15 protein-coding genes and 1 riboswitch are annotated in these 13,883 nt (G+C 72.9%); of the genes, 7 read left to right on the top strand and 8 right to left on the bottom strand.

Annotated features, from left to right (window positions below):
- Positions 1–180: 180 nt before the first annotated feature.
- The 7 genes from lon to AB0J24_RS22355 all read right to left on the bottom strand — a co-directional run bounded on the left by lon (position 181) and on the right by AB0J24_RS22355 (position 7,185).
- Positions 181–2,517 (bottom strand): endopeptidase La, encoded by a 2,337-nt coding sequence (gene lon, locus AB0J24_RS22325; protein WP_358684328.1) that lies wholly within the window; start codon positions 2,515–2,517, stop codon positions 181–183.
- A 64-nt stretch (positions 2,518–2,581) separates the two neighbouring features.
- Positions 2,582–2,890, bottom strand: coding sequence for a DUF2516 family protein (locus tag AB0J24_RS22330; RefSeq protein WP_358684330.1), 309 nt, complete (start codon positions 2,888–2,890; stop codon positions 2,582–2,584).
- A 158-nt stretch (positions 2,891–3,048) separates the two neighbouring features.
- Complete coding sequence (locus AB0J24_RS22335; RefSeq protein ID WP_358684332.1) at positions 3,049–3,777, bottom strand: hypothetical protein; 729 nt, start codon at positions 3,775–3,777, stop codon at positions 3,049–3,051.
- Between the two features lie 5 nt (positions 3,778–3,782).
- The gene (locus tag AB0J24_RS22340) at positions 3,783–4,298 is read right to left on the bottom strand and encodes a helix-turn-helix transcriptional regulator (protein WP_358684334.1); all 516 of its coding nucleotides are present in this window, start codon (positions 4,296–4,298) and stop codon (positions 3,783–3,785) included.
- Positions 4,299–4,456: 158 nt separating this feature from the next.
- Positions 4,457–5,803: a DUF445 domain-containing protein gene (locus AB0J24_RS22345; RefSeq protein ID WP_358684336.1), complete on the bottom strand. Its 1,347-nt coding sequence runs from the start codon at positions 5,801–5,803 to the stop codon at positions 4,457–4,459.
- A 329-nt stretch (positions 5,804–6,132) separates the two neighbouring features.
- Entirely contained in the window at positions 6,133–6,627 is a 495-nt protein-coding gene (locus AB0J24_RS22350) for a bifunctional DNA primase/polymerase (protein ID WP_358684338.1), read from the bottom strand.
- Positions 6,628–6,981: 354 nt separating this feature from the next.
- Positions 6,982–7,185, bottom strand: coding sequence for a cold-shock protein (locus AB0J24_RS22355; protein ID WP_068796724.1), 204 nt, complete (start codon positions 7,183–7,185; stop codon positions 6,982–6,984).
- 618 nt (positions 7,186–7,803) lie between these two features.
- On the opposite strand from AB0J24_RS22355, the gene AB0J24_RS22360 reads away from it, so the two are divergent.
- Positions 7,804–8,679: a hypothetical protein gene (locus tag AB0J24_RS22360; protein ID WP_358684340.1), complete on the top strand. Its 876-nt coding sequence runs from the start codon at positions 7,804–7,806 to the stop codon at positions 8,677–8,679.
- A gap of 65 nt (positions 8,680–8,744) precedes the next feature.
- Here the strand turns inward: AB0J24_RS22360 and mftR are convergent, their stop codons facing one another.
- Positions 8,745–9,383, bottom strand: coding sequence for a mycofactocin system transcriptional regulator (gene mftR, locus AB0J24_RS22365; RefSeq protein WP_358684342.1), 639 nt, complete (start codon positions 9,381–9,383; stop codon positions 8,745–8,747).
- A gap of 207 nt (positions 9,384–9,590) precedes the next feature.
- Here mftR and AB0J24_RS22370 point away from each other — a divergent pair, with 207 nt between their 5' ends.
- The 6 genes from AB0J24_RS22370 to crcB all read left to right on the top strand — a co-directional run bounded on the left by AB0J24_RS22370 (position 9,591) and on the right by crcB (position 13,874).
- Positions 9,591–10,694, top strand: coding sequence for a sigma-70 family RNA polymerase sigma factor (locus AB0J24_RS22370; protein ID WP_358684344.1), 1,104 nt, complete (start codon positions 9,591–9,593; stop codon positions 10,692–10,694).
- 82 nt (positions 10,695–10,776) lie between these two features.
- Positions 10,777–11,328, top strand: coding sequence for an ATP-dependent Clp protease proteolytic subunit (locus AB0J24_RS22375; protein WP_358684346.1), 552 nt, complete (start codon positions 10,777–10,779; stop codon positions 11,326–11,328).
- 10 nt (positions 11,329–11,338) lie between these two features.
- The gene (locus tag AB0J24_RS22380) at positions 11,339–11,971 is read left to right on the top strand and encodes a MerR family transcriptional regulator (RefSeq protein ID WP_358684348.1); all 633 of its coding nucleotides are present in this window, start codon (positions 11,339–11,341) and stop codon (positions 11,969–11,971) included.
- A 55-nt stretch (positions 11,972–12,026) separates the two neighbouring features.
- Positions 12,027–12,983, top strand: coding sequence for a hypothetical protein (locus tag AB0J24_RS22385; protein WP_358684350.1), 957 nt, complete (start codon positions 12,027–12,029; stop codon positions 12,981–12,983).
- A 31-nt stretch (positions 12,984–13,014) separates the two neighbouring features.
- Positions 13,015–13,076: riboswitch (Fluoride riboswitch) on the top strand.
- Between the two features lie 22 nt (positions 13,077–13,098).
- Entirely contained in the window at positions 13,099–13,512 is a 414-nt protein-coding gene (locus tag AB0J24_RS22390) for a CrcB family protein (protein WP_358684352.1), read from the top strand.
- On the top strand, positions 13,500–13,874 hold the full coding sequence (gene crcB / locus AB0J24_RS22395; protein ID WP_358684354.1) for a fluoride efflux transporter CrcB: 375 nt from the start codon (positions 13,500–13,502) through the stop codon (positions 13,872–13,874). Before AB0J24_RS22390 ends, crcB begins: the two co-directional genes overlap by 13 nt.
- The last annotated feature ends 9 nt before the right edge of the window (positions 13,875–13,883 follow it).

The raw sequence follows: 13,883 nt of genomic DNA on the forward strand, positions 1-13,883 counted from the left end.
TGCGGCCGGGCGCGGGGGGCCGGGCGCGGCGGGGCGCAGCGGGGCAGTGCCGGAGCCGGGCGCGGCGGGGCAGTGCCGGAGCCGGCGCGACATGGCGCGGTACGGGGCCGGGCACCCCGGGCACGCGCAGCGCCCGCCCCGCGGATGCGGGACGGGCGCTCGGACCGTGTGAGCTCCGGATCAGGCGGCGTGCTGCTCCGCGGCCACCGGCTCCAGCGCGATCTCCAGGACCTCCGCTACGTCGGCGACCGGGTGCACCCGCAGCTCACCGCGCACCGACTCCGGCACCTCGTCCAGGTCGGGTTCGTTGCGCTTCGGGATGATCACGTCGGTCAGCCCGGCCCGGTGCGCGGCGAGCAGCTTCTGCTTCACCCCGCCGATCGGCAGGACCTTGCCCTGCAGGGTCACCTCACCGGTCATCCCCACGCTGGACCGCACCGGACGCCCGGAGGCGAGCGAGGCGAGGGCCGTCGTCATCGTCACGCCCGCACTCGGCCCGTCCTTCGGAACGGCGCCGGCCGGGACGTGCACGTGCAGCTTGCGCTGCGCCAGATCCCCGGCGAGCCCCTTCGACCGCAGGTACGACAGCGCGATCGAGACGGACTCGGTCATCACCTCACCGAGCTGCCCGGTGATCTGCAGTCCCGGATCACCGTCCATCGCGGTGGCCTCGATGAACAGCACGTCCCCACCTGTCCCGGTGACGGCGAGTCCGGTCGCCACACCGGGGACCGAGGTGCGCTCCGCCGTCTCCGGCGTGAACTTCGGGCGCCCGAGGTAACCGACCAGGGAGTTCGCGTCGACCGCCACCGGGGCGGTGGCGCCCCCGTCCAGTTCGACGGCGACCTTGCGCAGCACCTTCGCCAGACCCCGTTCGAGCTGGCGGACCCCGGCCTCGCGGGTGTACTCGGCGGCGATCATCGACAGCGCGACGTCGCTGAACTCGACGTCGCCGGGCTCCAACCCGGCCTTCTCCACCTGCCGTGGCAGCAGATGGTCGCGGGCGATCGCGACCTTCTCCGGCTCGGTGTAACCGTCGAGGTTCACGATCTCCATCCGGTCGGCCAGCGGGCCGGGGATGGCGCCGCCGTCGTTCGCGGTGGCCAGGAACAGCACGTTCGACAGGTCGAGGTCGACCTCCAGGTAGTGGTCCCGGAACGTGTGGTTCTGCGCCGGGTCCAGCACCTCCAGCAGGGCCGCGGTCGGGTCGCCGCTGACGACACCGTAGGAGGACCCGGTCTTGTCGATCTCGTCGAGCAGCACCACCGGGTTCATCGAACCGGATTCCCGGATCGCACGCACGATCCGGCCGGGCAGCGCGCCGACGTAGGTGCGGCGGTGGCCACGGATCTCGGCCTCGTCGCGGACGCCACCGAGCGCGACCCGCACGAAGTTGCGACCGAGCGCTCGGGCGACCGACTCACCCAGCGAGGTCTTGCCCACGCCGGGCGGGCCGACCAGCGCCAGCACCGCGCCGGAGCCACGTCCGCCGACGGTGTCGCGGCCCCTGCGGGTGCGCCGTGCGCGGACGGCGAGGAACTCGATGAGCCGTTCCTTGACGTCGTCGAGCCCCGCGTGGTCGGCGTCCAGGATCCGGCGCGCCTCGGTGAGGTCGTCGGAGTCGGTTGTGGTGGTCGTCCACGGGATGTCCAGGACGGTGTCGAGCCAGGTCCGGATCCAACCGGCCTCGGGGCTCTGGTCGGATGCCCGTTCCAGCTTGCCGACCTCGGCCAGCGCGGCCTTGCGGACGTTCTCCGGCAGGTCGGCGGCCTCGACCTTGGCCCGGTAGTCGTCGGTGCCGTCCGGGTCGTCCTCACCGAGCTCCTTGCGGATCGCGGCGAGCTGCTGGCGCAGCAGGAACTCGCGCTGCTGCCGCTCCATGCCCTCGCGGACGTCGTTCGAGATCTTCTCGGAGACCTCCTGCTCGGCGACGTGCTCCTTCGTCCACTCCAGGAGCTTCTCCAGCCGCGCGGTCACGTCGGTCTCGGCGAGCAGTTCGGCCTTGTGCGCGACGTCGAGCCAGGACGCCCAGCCGGCCAGGTCGGCGAGCAGCCCCGGATCGGAGGTCTGCTGCACCGAGTCGATGACCTGCCAGGCACCCCGCTGCTGCAGGATCCCGACGACCAGGGCCTTGTACTCCTTGGCCAGCTCGTGGGTACGGCCGGTCGGTTCGGCGTCGGCCAGCGGCTCGGCCTCCACCCACAGCGCGGCGCCGGGGCCGCCGACCCCGCTGCCGATCCGGGCCCGGCGCTCGCCGCGCACGACCGCGGCCTGGTCACCGTTGGGGAGCCTGCCGATCTGCTCGATCACGGCGACGACGCCGACCGAGCCGTAGCGACCGTCGATCCGGGGAACGACGAGCACGCGTCTCCCGTCGTCGTTCTCCCGCTCCCCCGCGCTCGCCGCGTCCACCGCGGCACGGGTGTCGGAGACGTCGAGGCGGACCGGCACGACCATGCCGGGCAGCACGACCGCGTCGTCGAGGGGCAGGACGGGCAGGGTCAGCACATCGCTCATGCCCCGGACAACGCTTACACCGTTACACCCCATCCCCCGTCCGCTCTCGGCGAACAGGACCGGATCACCAGCGTGGGCCGCCGCCCTGCACCTCGACCACCGCGGGCTTGACGTCGACGATGTAGACCAGCACTGCCACCATCGCCGCCAGCCAGAACATCGCACCGCCGTACATCGGGCCGCCGGTGACGATCAGCAGCAGCAGTCCGACACCGGTGATGCCGAGCCAGGCGTTCTTGGTGAGTTTTCCGGCAGCGGTGAAGGCGTCGGCGCGCTGGCGCAGGGCGTGCAGGAATGCGTAGCCACCCACCGGGAGCGCGGCGATCTTCAGCGCGAAGACGATCCACTGGTCGAGGACGTACAGCAGTTCCACGCGGCCAGAGTACGGGCAGCCCGGTCACCGGTCACGCGGACTCCGCCGTCGGCGGTGCGTCGTGCACGTACGCCGGACCGCACGGCCGAGCGCCCCCGCCGGCGGGAGGCCGGCGGGGGCGCTCGGAGCTGCTCACCGGGCGCGCCGCCCGGTGGGTGTCACTTCTTGGTGGTGTCGGTGGTGCTGCGACGGGTGGCCGGCTTGCGGGCCGCCGCGGTGCGGGCACCGGTGTTCGTCTTCGGGTCGGTCTTCGACGCAGCCTTGCGGGCGGTGGACCGGGTGGTGCTGGCGACCTCGTCACCGGCCTCCTCGATCGCCTCGGCGGCGTCCTTGGAGGCCTCGGTGACCGCCTCGGCGGCCTGCCCGGCCACGGCCTGGGTGCGGCGCGCGACCTTCTCGCCGACCGAGCGGGTCTGCGTGGTCACGGTCTCCAGCGCCTTCTCGGCGGCGTCGTGGGTGTCGTCCACGAACTCGTCGACCTGGGCGTCGAACTTCTCAGTGAGGTCCTCGACCGCGGCGAAGACCTGCTTGACCTGCGGCTGCTTGCGGATCCTGCCCCAGGCCTTCTCACCGCGCTGGGCGAACCCGACGTAGACGTCCTCGGCCTGCGCGCGGAACTCCTCGATCTGCTTGCGCAGGTTCTCGGAGCTGAGCTTGCCGCGCAGCTCCTTGAGGTCCTCGGGCAGCTCCTGGACGCGCTCCTGGACCTCCTCGGCCCGCTTGGTCGCGGTGGAACGGACGTCGGCGACCGCCTTCGTCACGGTGCTGTAGGCGTAGTCGCCGGCACCGAGCACGGCGAGCAACGGGGTGCGGACGACCTCGGCCTGCTCGGCGGTCTGCTCGCGCAGCTTCTTCACGTCGGCACTGGTCGGGAGGTTCACGGCCATGGTGATCACTTCCTCGTCTCTGTCGGTGTGTCGGCAGCGCCTGCGACGCCGTCGGTGGTGCTGTCGGCGACGCTGCCGGTGAGACCGTTCTCCCTGCGGAACGACTCGTAGACATCGAGCAGCACGCGCTTCTGCCGCTCGGTGAGGGCCGGATCGGTGAGCACCGCGTCGGTGACCTTGCCGGCGGGCCTCTCCTCGAGGATCCCGGCACGGACGTAGAGCGCCTCGGCCGAGATCCGCAGGCCCTTGGCGAGCTGCTGCAGGATCTCGGCGGACGGCTTGCGCAGCCCGCGCTCGACCTGGCTCAGGTAGGGATTGCTCACCCCGGCCATGCGAGCCAGCTGACGCATCGACACCTGTGCGGCTTCGCGCTGGGCGCGGATGTAGGACCCGATGTCCTCCACCGCGTGCCCGACGACCTGACCGACGTGTTCGACGGCCTGGCCCACACGCTCCGACGGCTCCACGGAGGGCCTGGGGTCACCGGCCGATCCCGGCACGGGATCCGGTCTCGTGGACATCAGCCCCACCTCCGATCTGCTCCTCGTTGCCGTCATCGACGCTACGCGCCGGCGCTAGCTCTTGCAAGCAGAGTGCTAGCGCTGGTCGCGTGGCGTGTGCCACGTTCGTGACCACCCGATGGCAACGGGATGACGCCGGGACGCCCCCGGCGGACGGTTCAGAAGACGAGCTCGCCGACCGTGTGGATCACCAGCCCGGCCAGCGCACCGACGACGGTGCCGTTGATCCGGATCCACTGCAGGTCGCGGCCCACCTGGAGCTCGATCTTGCGGGAGGTCTCCTGCGCGTCCCACTTCGCGACCGTCTCGGTGATCAGCGTGGTGATCTGGGACCGGTAGTGCCGGACCACGTAGGAGGCGGCGTCGGCCATCCAGCCGTCGAGCTTGCTGCGCAGCTCCGCGTCGCGGCCCAGCCGCCGGCCGAACGCCATCAGACCGTCGCGCACGCGCAGCCGCAGCTCGTTGGACGGGTCGTCGGCTGCGTCGAGCACCATGCCCTTCACGACCGTCCAGGCCCGCCCGATGAAGTGCTGCACCTCGGGGTGCTCCACCACCTGGCGCTTGACCTGCTCGGCCCGGTCCATCGTGGCCTGGTCGCTCTGCAGGTCACGTGCGAACTCGGCGAGGTAGCGGTCCACGGCGTGCCGCAGCGGGTGCTCCGGATCGGTCTTGACCGCCCAGGCGTAACCGCGGATCTCGGCGAAGAGCTTGTCGGCGACCATGTCGTCGACGAAGCGGGGGGTCCACGACGGTGCCCGCTCGTGGACGACGCGCAGCACCATCTCCTGGTTGTCGGCGACCCAGTCGTAGGCCCGGTCGCAGACGAGATCGACCAACCGGCGGTGCGCACCGTCGGCGAGGACCCCTTCGAGTGCCTTGCCGAGCGGCGGGCCGACCGGGATCTCCATCAACTTGCGGACCGCGACGGTCTCGACGACGTGCTGCACGTCCTCGTCGCGCAGCACGGTGACCACCGCGCGGGCGGCCGTCACCAACTCGGTGGTGACGCGGTCGGCGTTGCGCTGCTGGGCGATCCAGAGGCCCACCTGCTCGCTGACGCCGACCCGCTCCAGCTTGTCGCGCACGACCGCCTCGGAGAGGAAGTTCTCGCCGACGAAGTCGCCGAGGCTGTCCCCGATCATGTCCTTCTTGCGCGGGATGATCGCGGTGTGCGGGATCGGGATCCGCAGGGGGTGCCGGAACAGCGCGGTGACCGCGAACCAGTCCGCCAGCGCGCCGACCATGCCTGCCTCGGCGCTCGCCCGAACGTAGGCCGCCCACGGCAACCCCTGGACGGACTCCAGGTACTTGGCGATGAAGAAGACGATCGTGGCGCCGACCAGGAACCCGGTCGCGACGGCCTTCATCCGGCGCAGGTCGCGCCGCTTCTGCTCGTCACCGGGCCCGAAACCGCCGAGTGGCGCCGAGGGCACCGAGCCGACGTTCCGGTTCCGCTGCGAGGTCGGAGCCGGGGCGGGGCGCTCCGGCGCGCTCGAGGTCTGCACAGCTCCATAGTGCCCCGCTGCACCGACAAGCGGAGTCGGGGTGGGCCGGGGTCGGCCTCCGGGCACACCCGGAGGCCGAACCGGCCGGGTCCGGGGGCTGCTCCCTCCGGACCCGGCCGAGGCCGGTGGAGCGGCTGCTCGGCGGCGCTCGCCCGGCGAGTGCCGCGCGCGAGGGAGAAGTGCCCCCTCGGGCGCCGCTACCGGTGCGCACCGTCCGGCCGGCCCCGGCGACCCGATCGATGTCGGGTGACAACGGGACGAGTCCGGGCGGACGGTGCACCGGGTGCGCGGGCCGGCAGGTGATCAGGCCGGGCCGCGCCGGGGTGTGGTCAGCCTCGCAGAGCCGGGGTCCCCCGCTCGACACCGGCCGCACCGGAGGCACGGACCGCATCGACGACCGCCTCGACGACGACGGCCGCATCGGGCACCCGGTACCCGACACGGGCCGGGGCGACACGCCACTGGACCCAGCCGTCGGGTCGCTCGGTCGGCGGGGCGACGACACCGATGCCGTCGGTGTGCAGGACGACGTCGGTGTGCAGGCTGAGCTCGGCGGGCAGCGCGTGCCGCGGGGTCATCGGGAACCACCAGGTGCCCTGCGGGGTCGCGGCCACGGGCACGACCTCGCCGGCCTCCCGCAGCGTGCGGCACACCCTGCGGCCGGTCTCGGCGGGCACCTCGATCACATCGAGCGACTCGCCGGTGGCGAGCAGCACCTCGGCTCCCGGCCCCGGCACGAGGGGCCAGCCGTGGTCGACGTACTCGCGTGCGGCAGCCCGCAGCTCCGCGCCGTAGACGGCTCGGTAGCTGTCCCACCAGGACATCGGGATCCACTTCCTTTCGTTTGCAACGACACCACCGTGGTGCCGCTTCTGTGAAGTGCAACACCAGGATGCGGGCAGGAGTGACGTGTTCGCGAGTGGTCCGCGGCGAGCACGCGCGAGGGCGAGACGAGCGGGTTCCGGCGACCGCACGGCGGATCCGGCGACGGTGAACGGCGGGTGACCGGCCGGAGGAATCGGACGGACGGTGGCAACCTCTGCGGCGTTCGCCGCCACATCGGTCGACGTACCGCTCACCAGCGACACGCCGACCGGCGGACATACGACGGCGCCGACACTCCGAGGAGTGCCGGCGCCGGTGTCACACACGAGCGGGGACATGCCCCGCACGGAAGATCAGATCACGCGGACCGAGTCGGCCTGCGGGCCCTTCTTGCCCTGGCTGGCCTGGAAGTCGACCCGCTGGTTCTCCTCCAGGCTCCGGAAGCCGTTGGCCTCGATCGCGGAGTAGTGGACGAACACGTCCGGTCCCTCGTCGTCGGTGGCGATGAAGCCGAAGCCCTTCTCGGCGTTGAACCACTTGACGGTGCCCTGCGGCATAGCTGTGTCCTTCTCAGATGGAGCGGTTCCGGTCCCTCACTTCGAGAGCCGGAGGTCGCGTGGACCGCGTCGGAGACACATCCGCATCACCGGCGAAGCCCACCGTCACAACTTCACACGGACGCTTCACGGCGATCGGGGAAGAACGACTGCAACCGTGCGCAGGCTATCACGGCGTGGGCGACGCGAGCCGCGACCGATGCAGGGCCGGTCGGCGCACCACCTCGGACCCACATCCTCCCCGCATGCCTCCGGCGTCACACCCGTCGCAGGGGCACGACACGCTGCGTGACAGAACCGCCGATTCGTGGGCACTCCCGGTCACCGACGTCCCGAACGGGTGAGCGTGAACGTCATTCCACGCCGATGGGTGAGCATCCGGGCGCCCGCCCCCTCGAACCGGGTGACGGGAGGGGGCCGATCCCCCGTGCGACGACTCCGCGACCCCGTCCGGGGTCGCCCGATCCGGGTGCCCGGCGGGTCGATCCGCTCACTGTGTGACCGGCGGGGCCTCCGAGGCGGGTGTGGCCACGAACGGGTCACTGGTGCATGACGGCCGGTGACTACAAGCTCTGCGCCGTCCGTCAGCACAGCAACAGTCCGCGAACTGGAGAGAACGTGCGATCCCGAGTCACCGCTTCCGTCGCCCTGACCCTCATGATCGGCACCCTGGGTGTGTACGGCGCCGGCGCGGCCGGCGCGGCCGAGCCCACGCGTGCCTCCGCCGAGCCGGTCGCCCTCACGGCCGCCGTGCCGGAACAGTCCGCCGGTGACGGCCCGCTGGACCGGCTGTTCAACACCCTGTTCGGGGGCGGTTCCACCGCGCCGGCGCCGGCCCCGGCCGATCCGGACGCTGTCGCTCCCGCAGTCCCCGCGGTCCCGGCAGTCCCCACGGCCCCGGCGGTCCCCGCTGCCCCGGCGATCCCGGCCGTGCCCGCGGTCCCGGCCGACTCGCAGGTTCCCACCGCCCCGGTGGTGTCCGCAGTACCGGGTGCACCGGCCGCCCCCGCTGCTCCGGCCGTGCCCCCGGCACCGGCTGCACCGGCCGTTCCGGCGGCTCCGCTCGCTCCCGCGGAGGACGCGACCGCCGGGGGGACCCCGGCGCAGGCGGTCCCGGAGCCGCCGGCCGAGCCGGCCGCCCCCGGGGCGCCCGCCGTGCCCGCCGTTCCGGCCGCGCCGGCCGTCCCGGGTGTTCCGACCGCACCGGCGGTCCCGGCCCTCCCGGGTGTTCCGGGCGTCCCGGCGGCGCCTGCGGTGCCCGCGGCCCCGGCGCTCCCTGCCGTTCCCGGTGCACCTGCGGCCCCCGCTGTGCCCGGTGCGCCTGCGGCCCCGGCCGTCCCCGCCGGCCCGGCCGCCCCGGGGCTGCCCGCCGCACCGGCCCTGCCGGAGGCACCGGAGGAGGCGGCCGCCGAGCCCGCCACGGAACCGGTCGCCGAGCCGGGACGCACGGCGGCCCCGAGCCTGTGGGAGCGGATGTTCGGCAGCCCCCGCTGAAGCGAGTGATCTTCCGCGACGGCGTCTCCGCGAGCTCGGAGGCGCCGTCGTGGCGTGCGCCCGGCTCAGCTCAGCTCGGCCGACCAGCCCCCCATGAGCGAGCGGAAGACGCTGTCGAGCAGATCGGCCAGCTCGCTTCCCTCGTCGGTGAGCCAGCGTTCGTAGGCCGCCAGGCACACGCCGAGGCAGGCGTGCCCGACGCTCTGCGGCACCAGCGCCGACGCCGGCTCGCCCCGGCGTTCCGCGACGTGCTCGGCCACCACCTCGCGCCACGCGGCGTAACGCAGCGTGGAGTGTGCCTGCAGCGCCGGGGTGCCGAGGATCAACCGCAGCCGCCTGCGGTGCCAGGGCTGCTCCGCCGGCTCGACGTGGTTGAACTCCAGCACCGCCCGCCGGATGCCCTCGAGCACCGGGAGATCGGCCGGCTGCGCCGCCAGGACCGCACGCATGCGGACCAGTTGTTCGTCGAACGCGCCCCAGGCGACGTCGTTCTTCGAGGCGTAGTAGCGGAAGAACGTGCGCCGACCGATCCCGGCCGCGATCGCGACGTCGTCGACGGTGGTGTGCTCGAAGCCGCGGTCGTTGAACAGGTCGAGCGCGATGTGCTCGATCTCCGACCGGGAGGTCACCGGCCGGCGACCGGCCCTGCGCAGCGGGGATGCGCCGCCGGACCCGTCCGTGTCGTCCCGGCTGTTCCCGGTCAACGCCGACATCGTCGCGCCTCCCGCTCGTCCGCACCACCGCCACCGCGATCATCCCACGGCTCGTGTGCCGACCGTTCGGACACCGCAGCGGAGCACCGTTCGCCGTAAAGGGCCTCCACACTGTCGGTGGGCAGGGGCACACTCGCCTCGACACGGACCGGGACCGCCCCGGCCCACCCCGACCGGGGACGTCGCGAGGGGGAAACGATGACCGCACCCGCCCGGGCCGGCAGTGGCGCGGCAAGCACCGGGAGTGCAGATGCCGGAGCCGACGACAGACCGCTGGACCTGCAGATCGAGGACTACCGCCGCGAGCTGACCGGGTACTGCTACCGGATGCTCGGATCGGCGTTCGAGGCGGAGGACGCGGTGCAGGACACCATGGTCCGCGCGTGGAAGGGCCTGGCGAAGTTCGACGGGCGGTCGACGCTACGGTCGTGGCTCTACCGCATCGCCACGAACGTCTGCATCGACGCGTTGAACGGCCGCAAGCGCCGCGCCGTCCCGATGGATCTCGGTGGCCCGGGGGCGCCGGTCGCCGAGTCACTGCGCGAGCCGCTGCCCGACTCCCACTGGCTGGAGCCGATGCCGGACGCACGCGTCTGCACCCCGGCCGACGACCCGGCGGACAAGGCGATCGCCAAGGAGACCATCCGGCTCGCCTTCATCGCGGCGCTGCAGCACCTGCCCGCCCGCCAGCGGGTCGTCCTGATCCTGCGTGAGGTGCTCTGCTGGCGCGCCGCGGAGGTCGCCGAACTGCTCGGCACGTCCGTGGCATCGGTGAACAGCGCGCTGCAGCGGGCCCGCGCGACGCTGACCGACCAGGGTGTCTCCGAGGCCGCTCCCGGCACCACACCGGTCGTCGATCCGGCCCAGACCGAGCTGTTGATGCGTTACATGGCTGCCTTCGAGGCGTTCGACATGGAGGCGCTGACCGCGCTGTTGCACTCCGACGTCGAGCAGAACATGCCGCCGCTGGAGCTGTGGTTCCGCGGCCGTGACGACGTGATCGCCTGGATGGCGAGCGGGCCCGGCCAGGCATGCCGCGGATCGCGCGTCGCCCCCGTGGAGATCAACGGCACGGTCGGGTTCGCCCAGTGGAAGCCCTCCGGGCCGAACGGCGAGTTCGAGGCCTGGGGCATCACCGCACTGCGGATCGAGGACGACGCCGTCACCGGGCTGAGCATCTTCCTCAACACCGACCTGTTCGCCTACTTCGGCCTGCCGCTCGCGCTGGCGGAGCGACCGGATCTCTGGCAGCCCAAGACGCCCGGGATCGCGGAGGGCGGAACCGTTGCGCCGACGGCGTAACAGGCGGCCGGGGCGTGCGGGGCGGACCTAGCGTCGGGGGCAGGTCCGCCGGTCGGCGGCGGGCCGGAGCCCGGAGGTCCCGATGCCCGTCCTGCCCACCCCGTCCGACCCCGCCGAGCGGCTCCTCGGTGCCCGGATCGTGCTGCTGTTCCGCGAGCTCGACGACGAGATCGCCGCCGAGACGTGCGCCCGGCTGCTTCTGCTCGCCGCGGAGGACCCGCGGCGCGAGGTCATCCTGCACCTGCTCTCCCCCGGTGGCTCGCCGGTGGCAGCGATGGCGGTTCACGACACGATCCGAACCCTCGGCGTCGACGTGGTCACCGTCGCGGCCGGATCGATCGCCGGGCCGGTTCCGTTCCTGGTCGCGTCCGGCACCCCCGGCAAGCGGTACGTCCTGCCGCACGCGGCGCTGCTGCCCTCGGCGTGGGACGCGGCCGGACAGGTCCGCGGGGCCCATCCGGGAGACGTCCGAGTCCGCGCGGACCACCTGGCCCACCGGCGGGAGGAGATCGACCGGCTCACCGAGCGGTACTGCGGCACGGCGCTGCCCGACGACGCCCGGTCACGCTGGCTGAGCGCGCCCGAGGCGGTGGCGTTCGGGCTCGCCGACCACGTCCGCGGATCGGATAGCTAAGCTCCCGCAGGTGCGCGTGTCAGAGCTGTCCCGGTCGTCCGAGGTCCCGGTCGCGACGATCAAGTACTACCTCCGCGAAGGCCTGTTGCACCGCGGGGAGACGACCTCACCGAACCAGGCCCGCTACGACGAGTCGCACCTGCGGCGACTCCGGTTGATCCGCGCCCTCGTCGAGGTCGGCGGGTTGCCGATCGCCGTCGTCCGGGACGTGCTGCTCGCCGTCGACGACCCGGAGATCGGTCTGCACCGGATGCTCGGGCGTACCATGTACGCGGTCACCGGGGCCGGTGACGGCGGCGGCGGTTTCGCCGAGCGCGCCGAGGCCCAGGTACGCGCCCTCGTCGACCACAGCGGGTGGACGGTCTCGGACAAGGCGCCTGCGCTTGCGGGCGCCCGCAGCGTACTGGCCCGGATGCACGAGCTCGGCCACGCACCGTCGGAGGACACCCTGCGGCGTTGGGCGGAGGCCGCGGACCGGATCGGCGAGGCCGACCTGGAGGCGATCGGGCGGCTCACCGGCCGGGAGCGGGTCGCCGAGACCGCCCTGGTGGCGACCGTTCTGGGCGACGCGTTGCTCGCGGCGTTGCGCCGGCTCGCCCAGGAGAGCCACTCGGCGGCCCGGTATCCCGCGCCGAATCAATAGACACCTGCACTATCCGATAGCTACAGTATCCGTACTGTCGGCTTCGGAGGTCCCGATGTCCATTCGCACCGCGCTCGCCTGGCACCGCCCGCTGATGGCCGTCGGCCTGACCTGCGCCACGCTCGTCCCGGTCGGGCTCCTCGGGGTCCTGGTCGACCCCCGCGAGCTGCTCGGTGCCCCGATCTGGTTGAAGCCCACCAAGTTCGCCGTGTCCATCACGATCTTCTGCGTGACCTGGGCCTGGCTGTACGCGCAGCTGCGGGAACGACGCGGGCCGGTCCGTGGGGCGTTCGCGGCGGGCACCGTCGCCGCGGTGGCCCTGGCGGTCGAGATGGTCGTGCTCGTCGTGCAGGCCGGCCGCGGGACGACCAGCCACTTCAACGTGACCACACCGGTCAACTCCGCACTGTGGTCGGTCATGGGTGTGTCGATCGTCGCGGCATGGCTCGTCACGCTCTGGCTGACCGCCGCGCTCTTCGGGCTCCGGGGTCTCGATCCGGCGCGGGCACTGGCCATCCGGGCCGGGGCAGTGATCGCGCTGGCCGGAATGGCGCTCGGGTTCCTGATGACCGGTCCGACACCGGGCCAGCTCGCCGACTTCCAGGGGGTCGTCGGTGCGCACACGGTCGGATTGCCCGACGGCGGGCCAGGCCTCGCAGTCGTCGGCTGGAGCACGGTCGGCGGGGACCTGCGGATCCCGCACTTCGTCGGGATGCACGCGTTGCAGGCGCTGCCGCTGTTGCTGATCTGCCTGGAGCTCGCCGCCCCCAGGTCCGCGGCGCTGGCCGACCCCCGGGTGCGTCGCGATCTGGTCGCGACGGCGACCGCGGGTTACGCGGCGCTCCTCGCGCTGCTCACCTGGCAGGCGCTGCGCGGACAGCCGCTGCTCGCCCCCGATGCGTGGACGGCGGCCGCGTTCGGGGCACTGGTCGTCGCCGTCGGGGCCGGAACGGTGCTCGCACTGCGCCGGCACGCGGCGCCGCTCAGCCGGTCCGGCGCGGGCGGCCGCTGAGCCGGTCCCGAACGCCCCGGCCCGCTATCGTGGGCCGGACGGCGATGGGGCTCGCCGACAACCGCGCCGCGCGCTGATGGCTCCTACCCGACGATCCGTGCGTGGGGTGAGGCGTGTGCGACCGACCGGTTCCGGTGTTCGTGTCCTGGCGGCGGTGGCGGCCGGGGGCGTCGTCGGCGCGGAGACCCGTTACCTGCTCGGCGTCACGTTCCCGGCGGCACCGGGCGCCTGGCCGTGGACGACGTTCGGGATCAACATCAGCGGTTGCCTGCTGATCGGTGTCCTCTACACAGTGCTCGCCGGTATGGACCGGCCCAGCCCGCTGCTGCGCCCGGCGCTCGGGGTCGGCGTCCTCGGCGGGTACACGACGTTCTCCACCTGGTCGGTCGAGACGCTGCAGCTCGCCGCACACGGCCGTTACGGCCTCGCCCTCGGTTACGCGCTGACGGTGCCGGTCACCGCGGGCGCCGCCTGCATGGCCGGCGTAACGCTGACCCGCGGGATCAGGAGGGCCCGATGGACCCGGTGACGTTCCTGCTGGTGGGCGTCGGTGCGGCGGTGGGCGCGCCGCTGCGGTATCTGGCCGACGCGGCCGTCCGGTCGCGGTTCGACCCGGTGTTCCCGTGGGCGACGTTCGCGGTGAACGCCGCCGGTTCGTTCCTGCTCGGTGCGCTGCTCGGTGCCGCGGGCATGCTCCCGCCGGAGATCGGTGCGCTGCTCGGCACCGGTTTCTGCGGGGCGCTGACCACCTACAGCACGTTCGGGTACGAGTTGGTCGCGCTCGCCGAGCGGCGGGCCGGCCGGACCGCGCTCGTCTACCTGGCGGGCAGCGCGGTGTCCGGGATCGTCGCTGCGGCTGCCGGGTGGACGCTCGCCCGTCTGGTGCTGTGAACCGGTGAC

The organism is Pseudonocardia sp. NPDC049635 (assembly GCF_040659795.1).
GTDB lineage: Bacteria > Actinomycetota > Actinomycetes > Mycobacteriales > Pseudonocardiaceae > Pseudonocardia.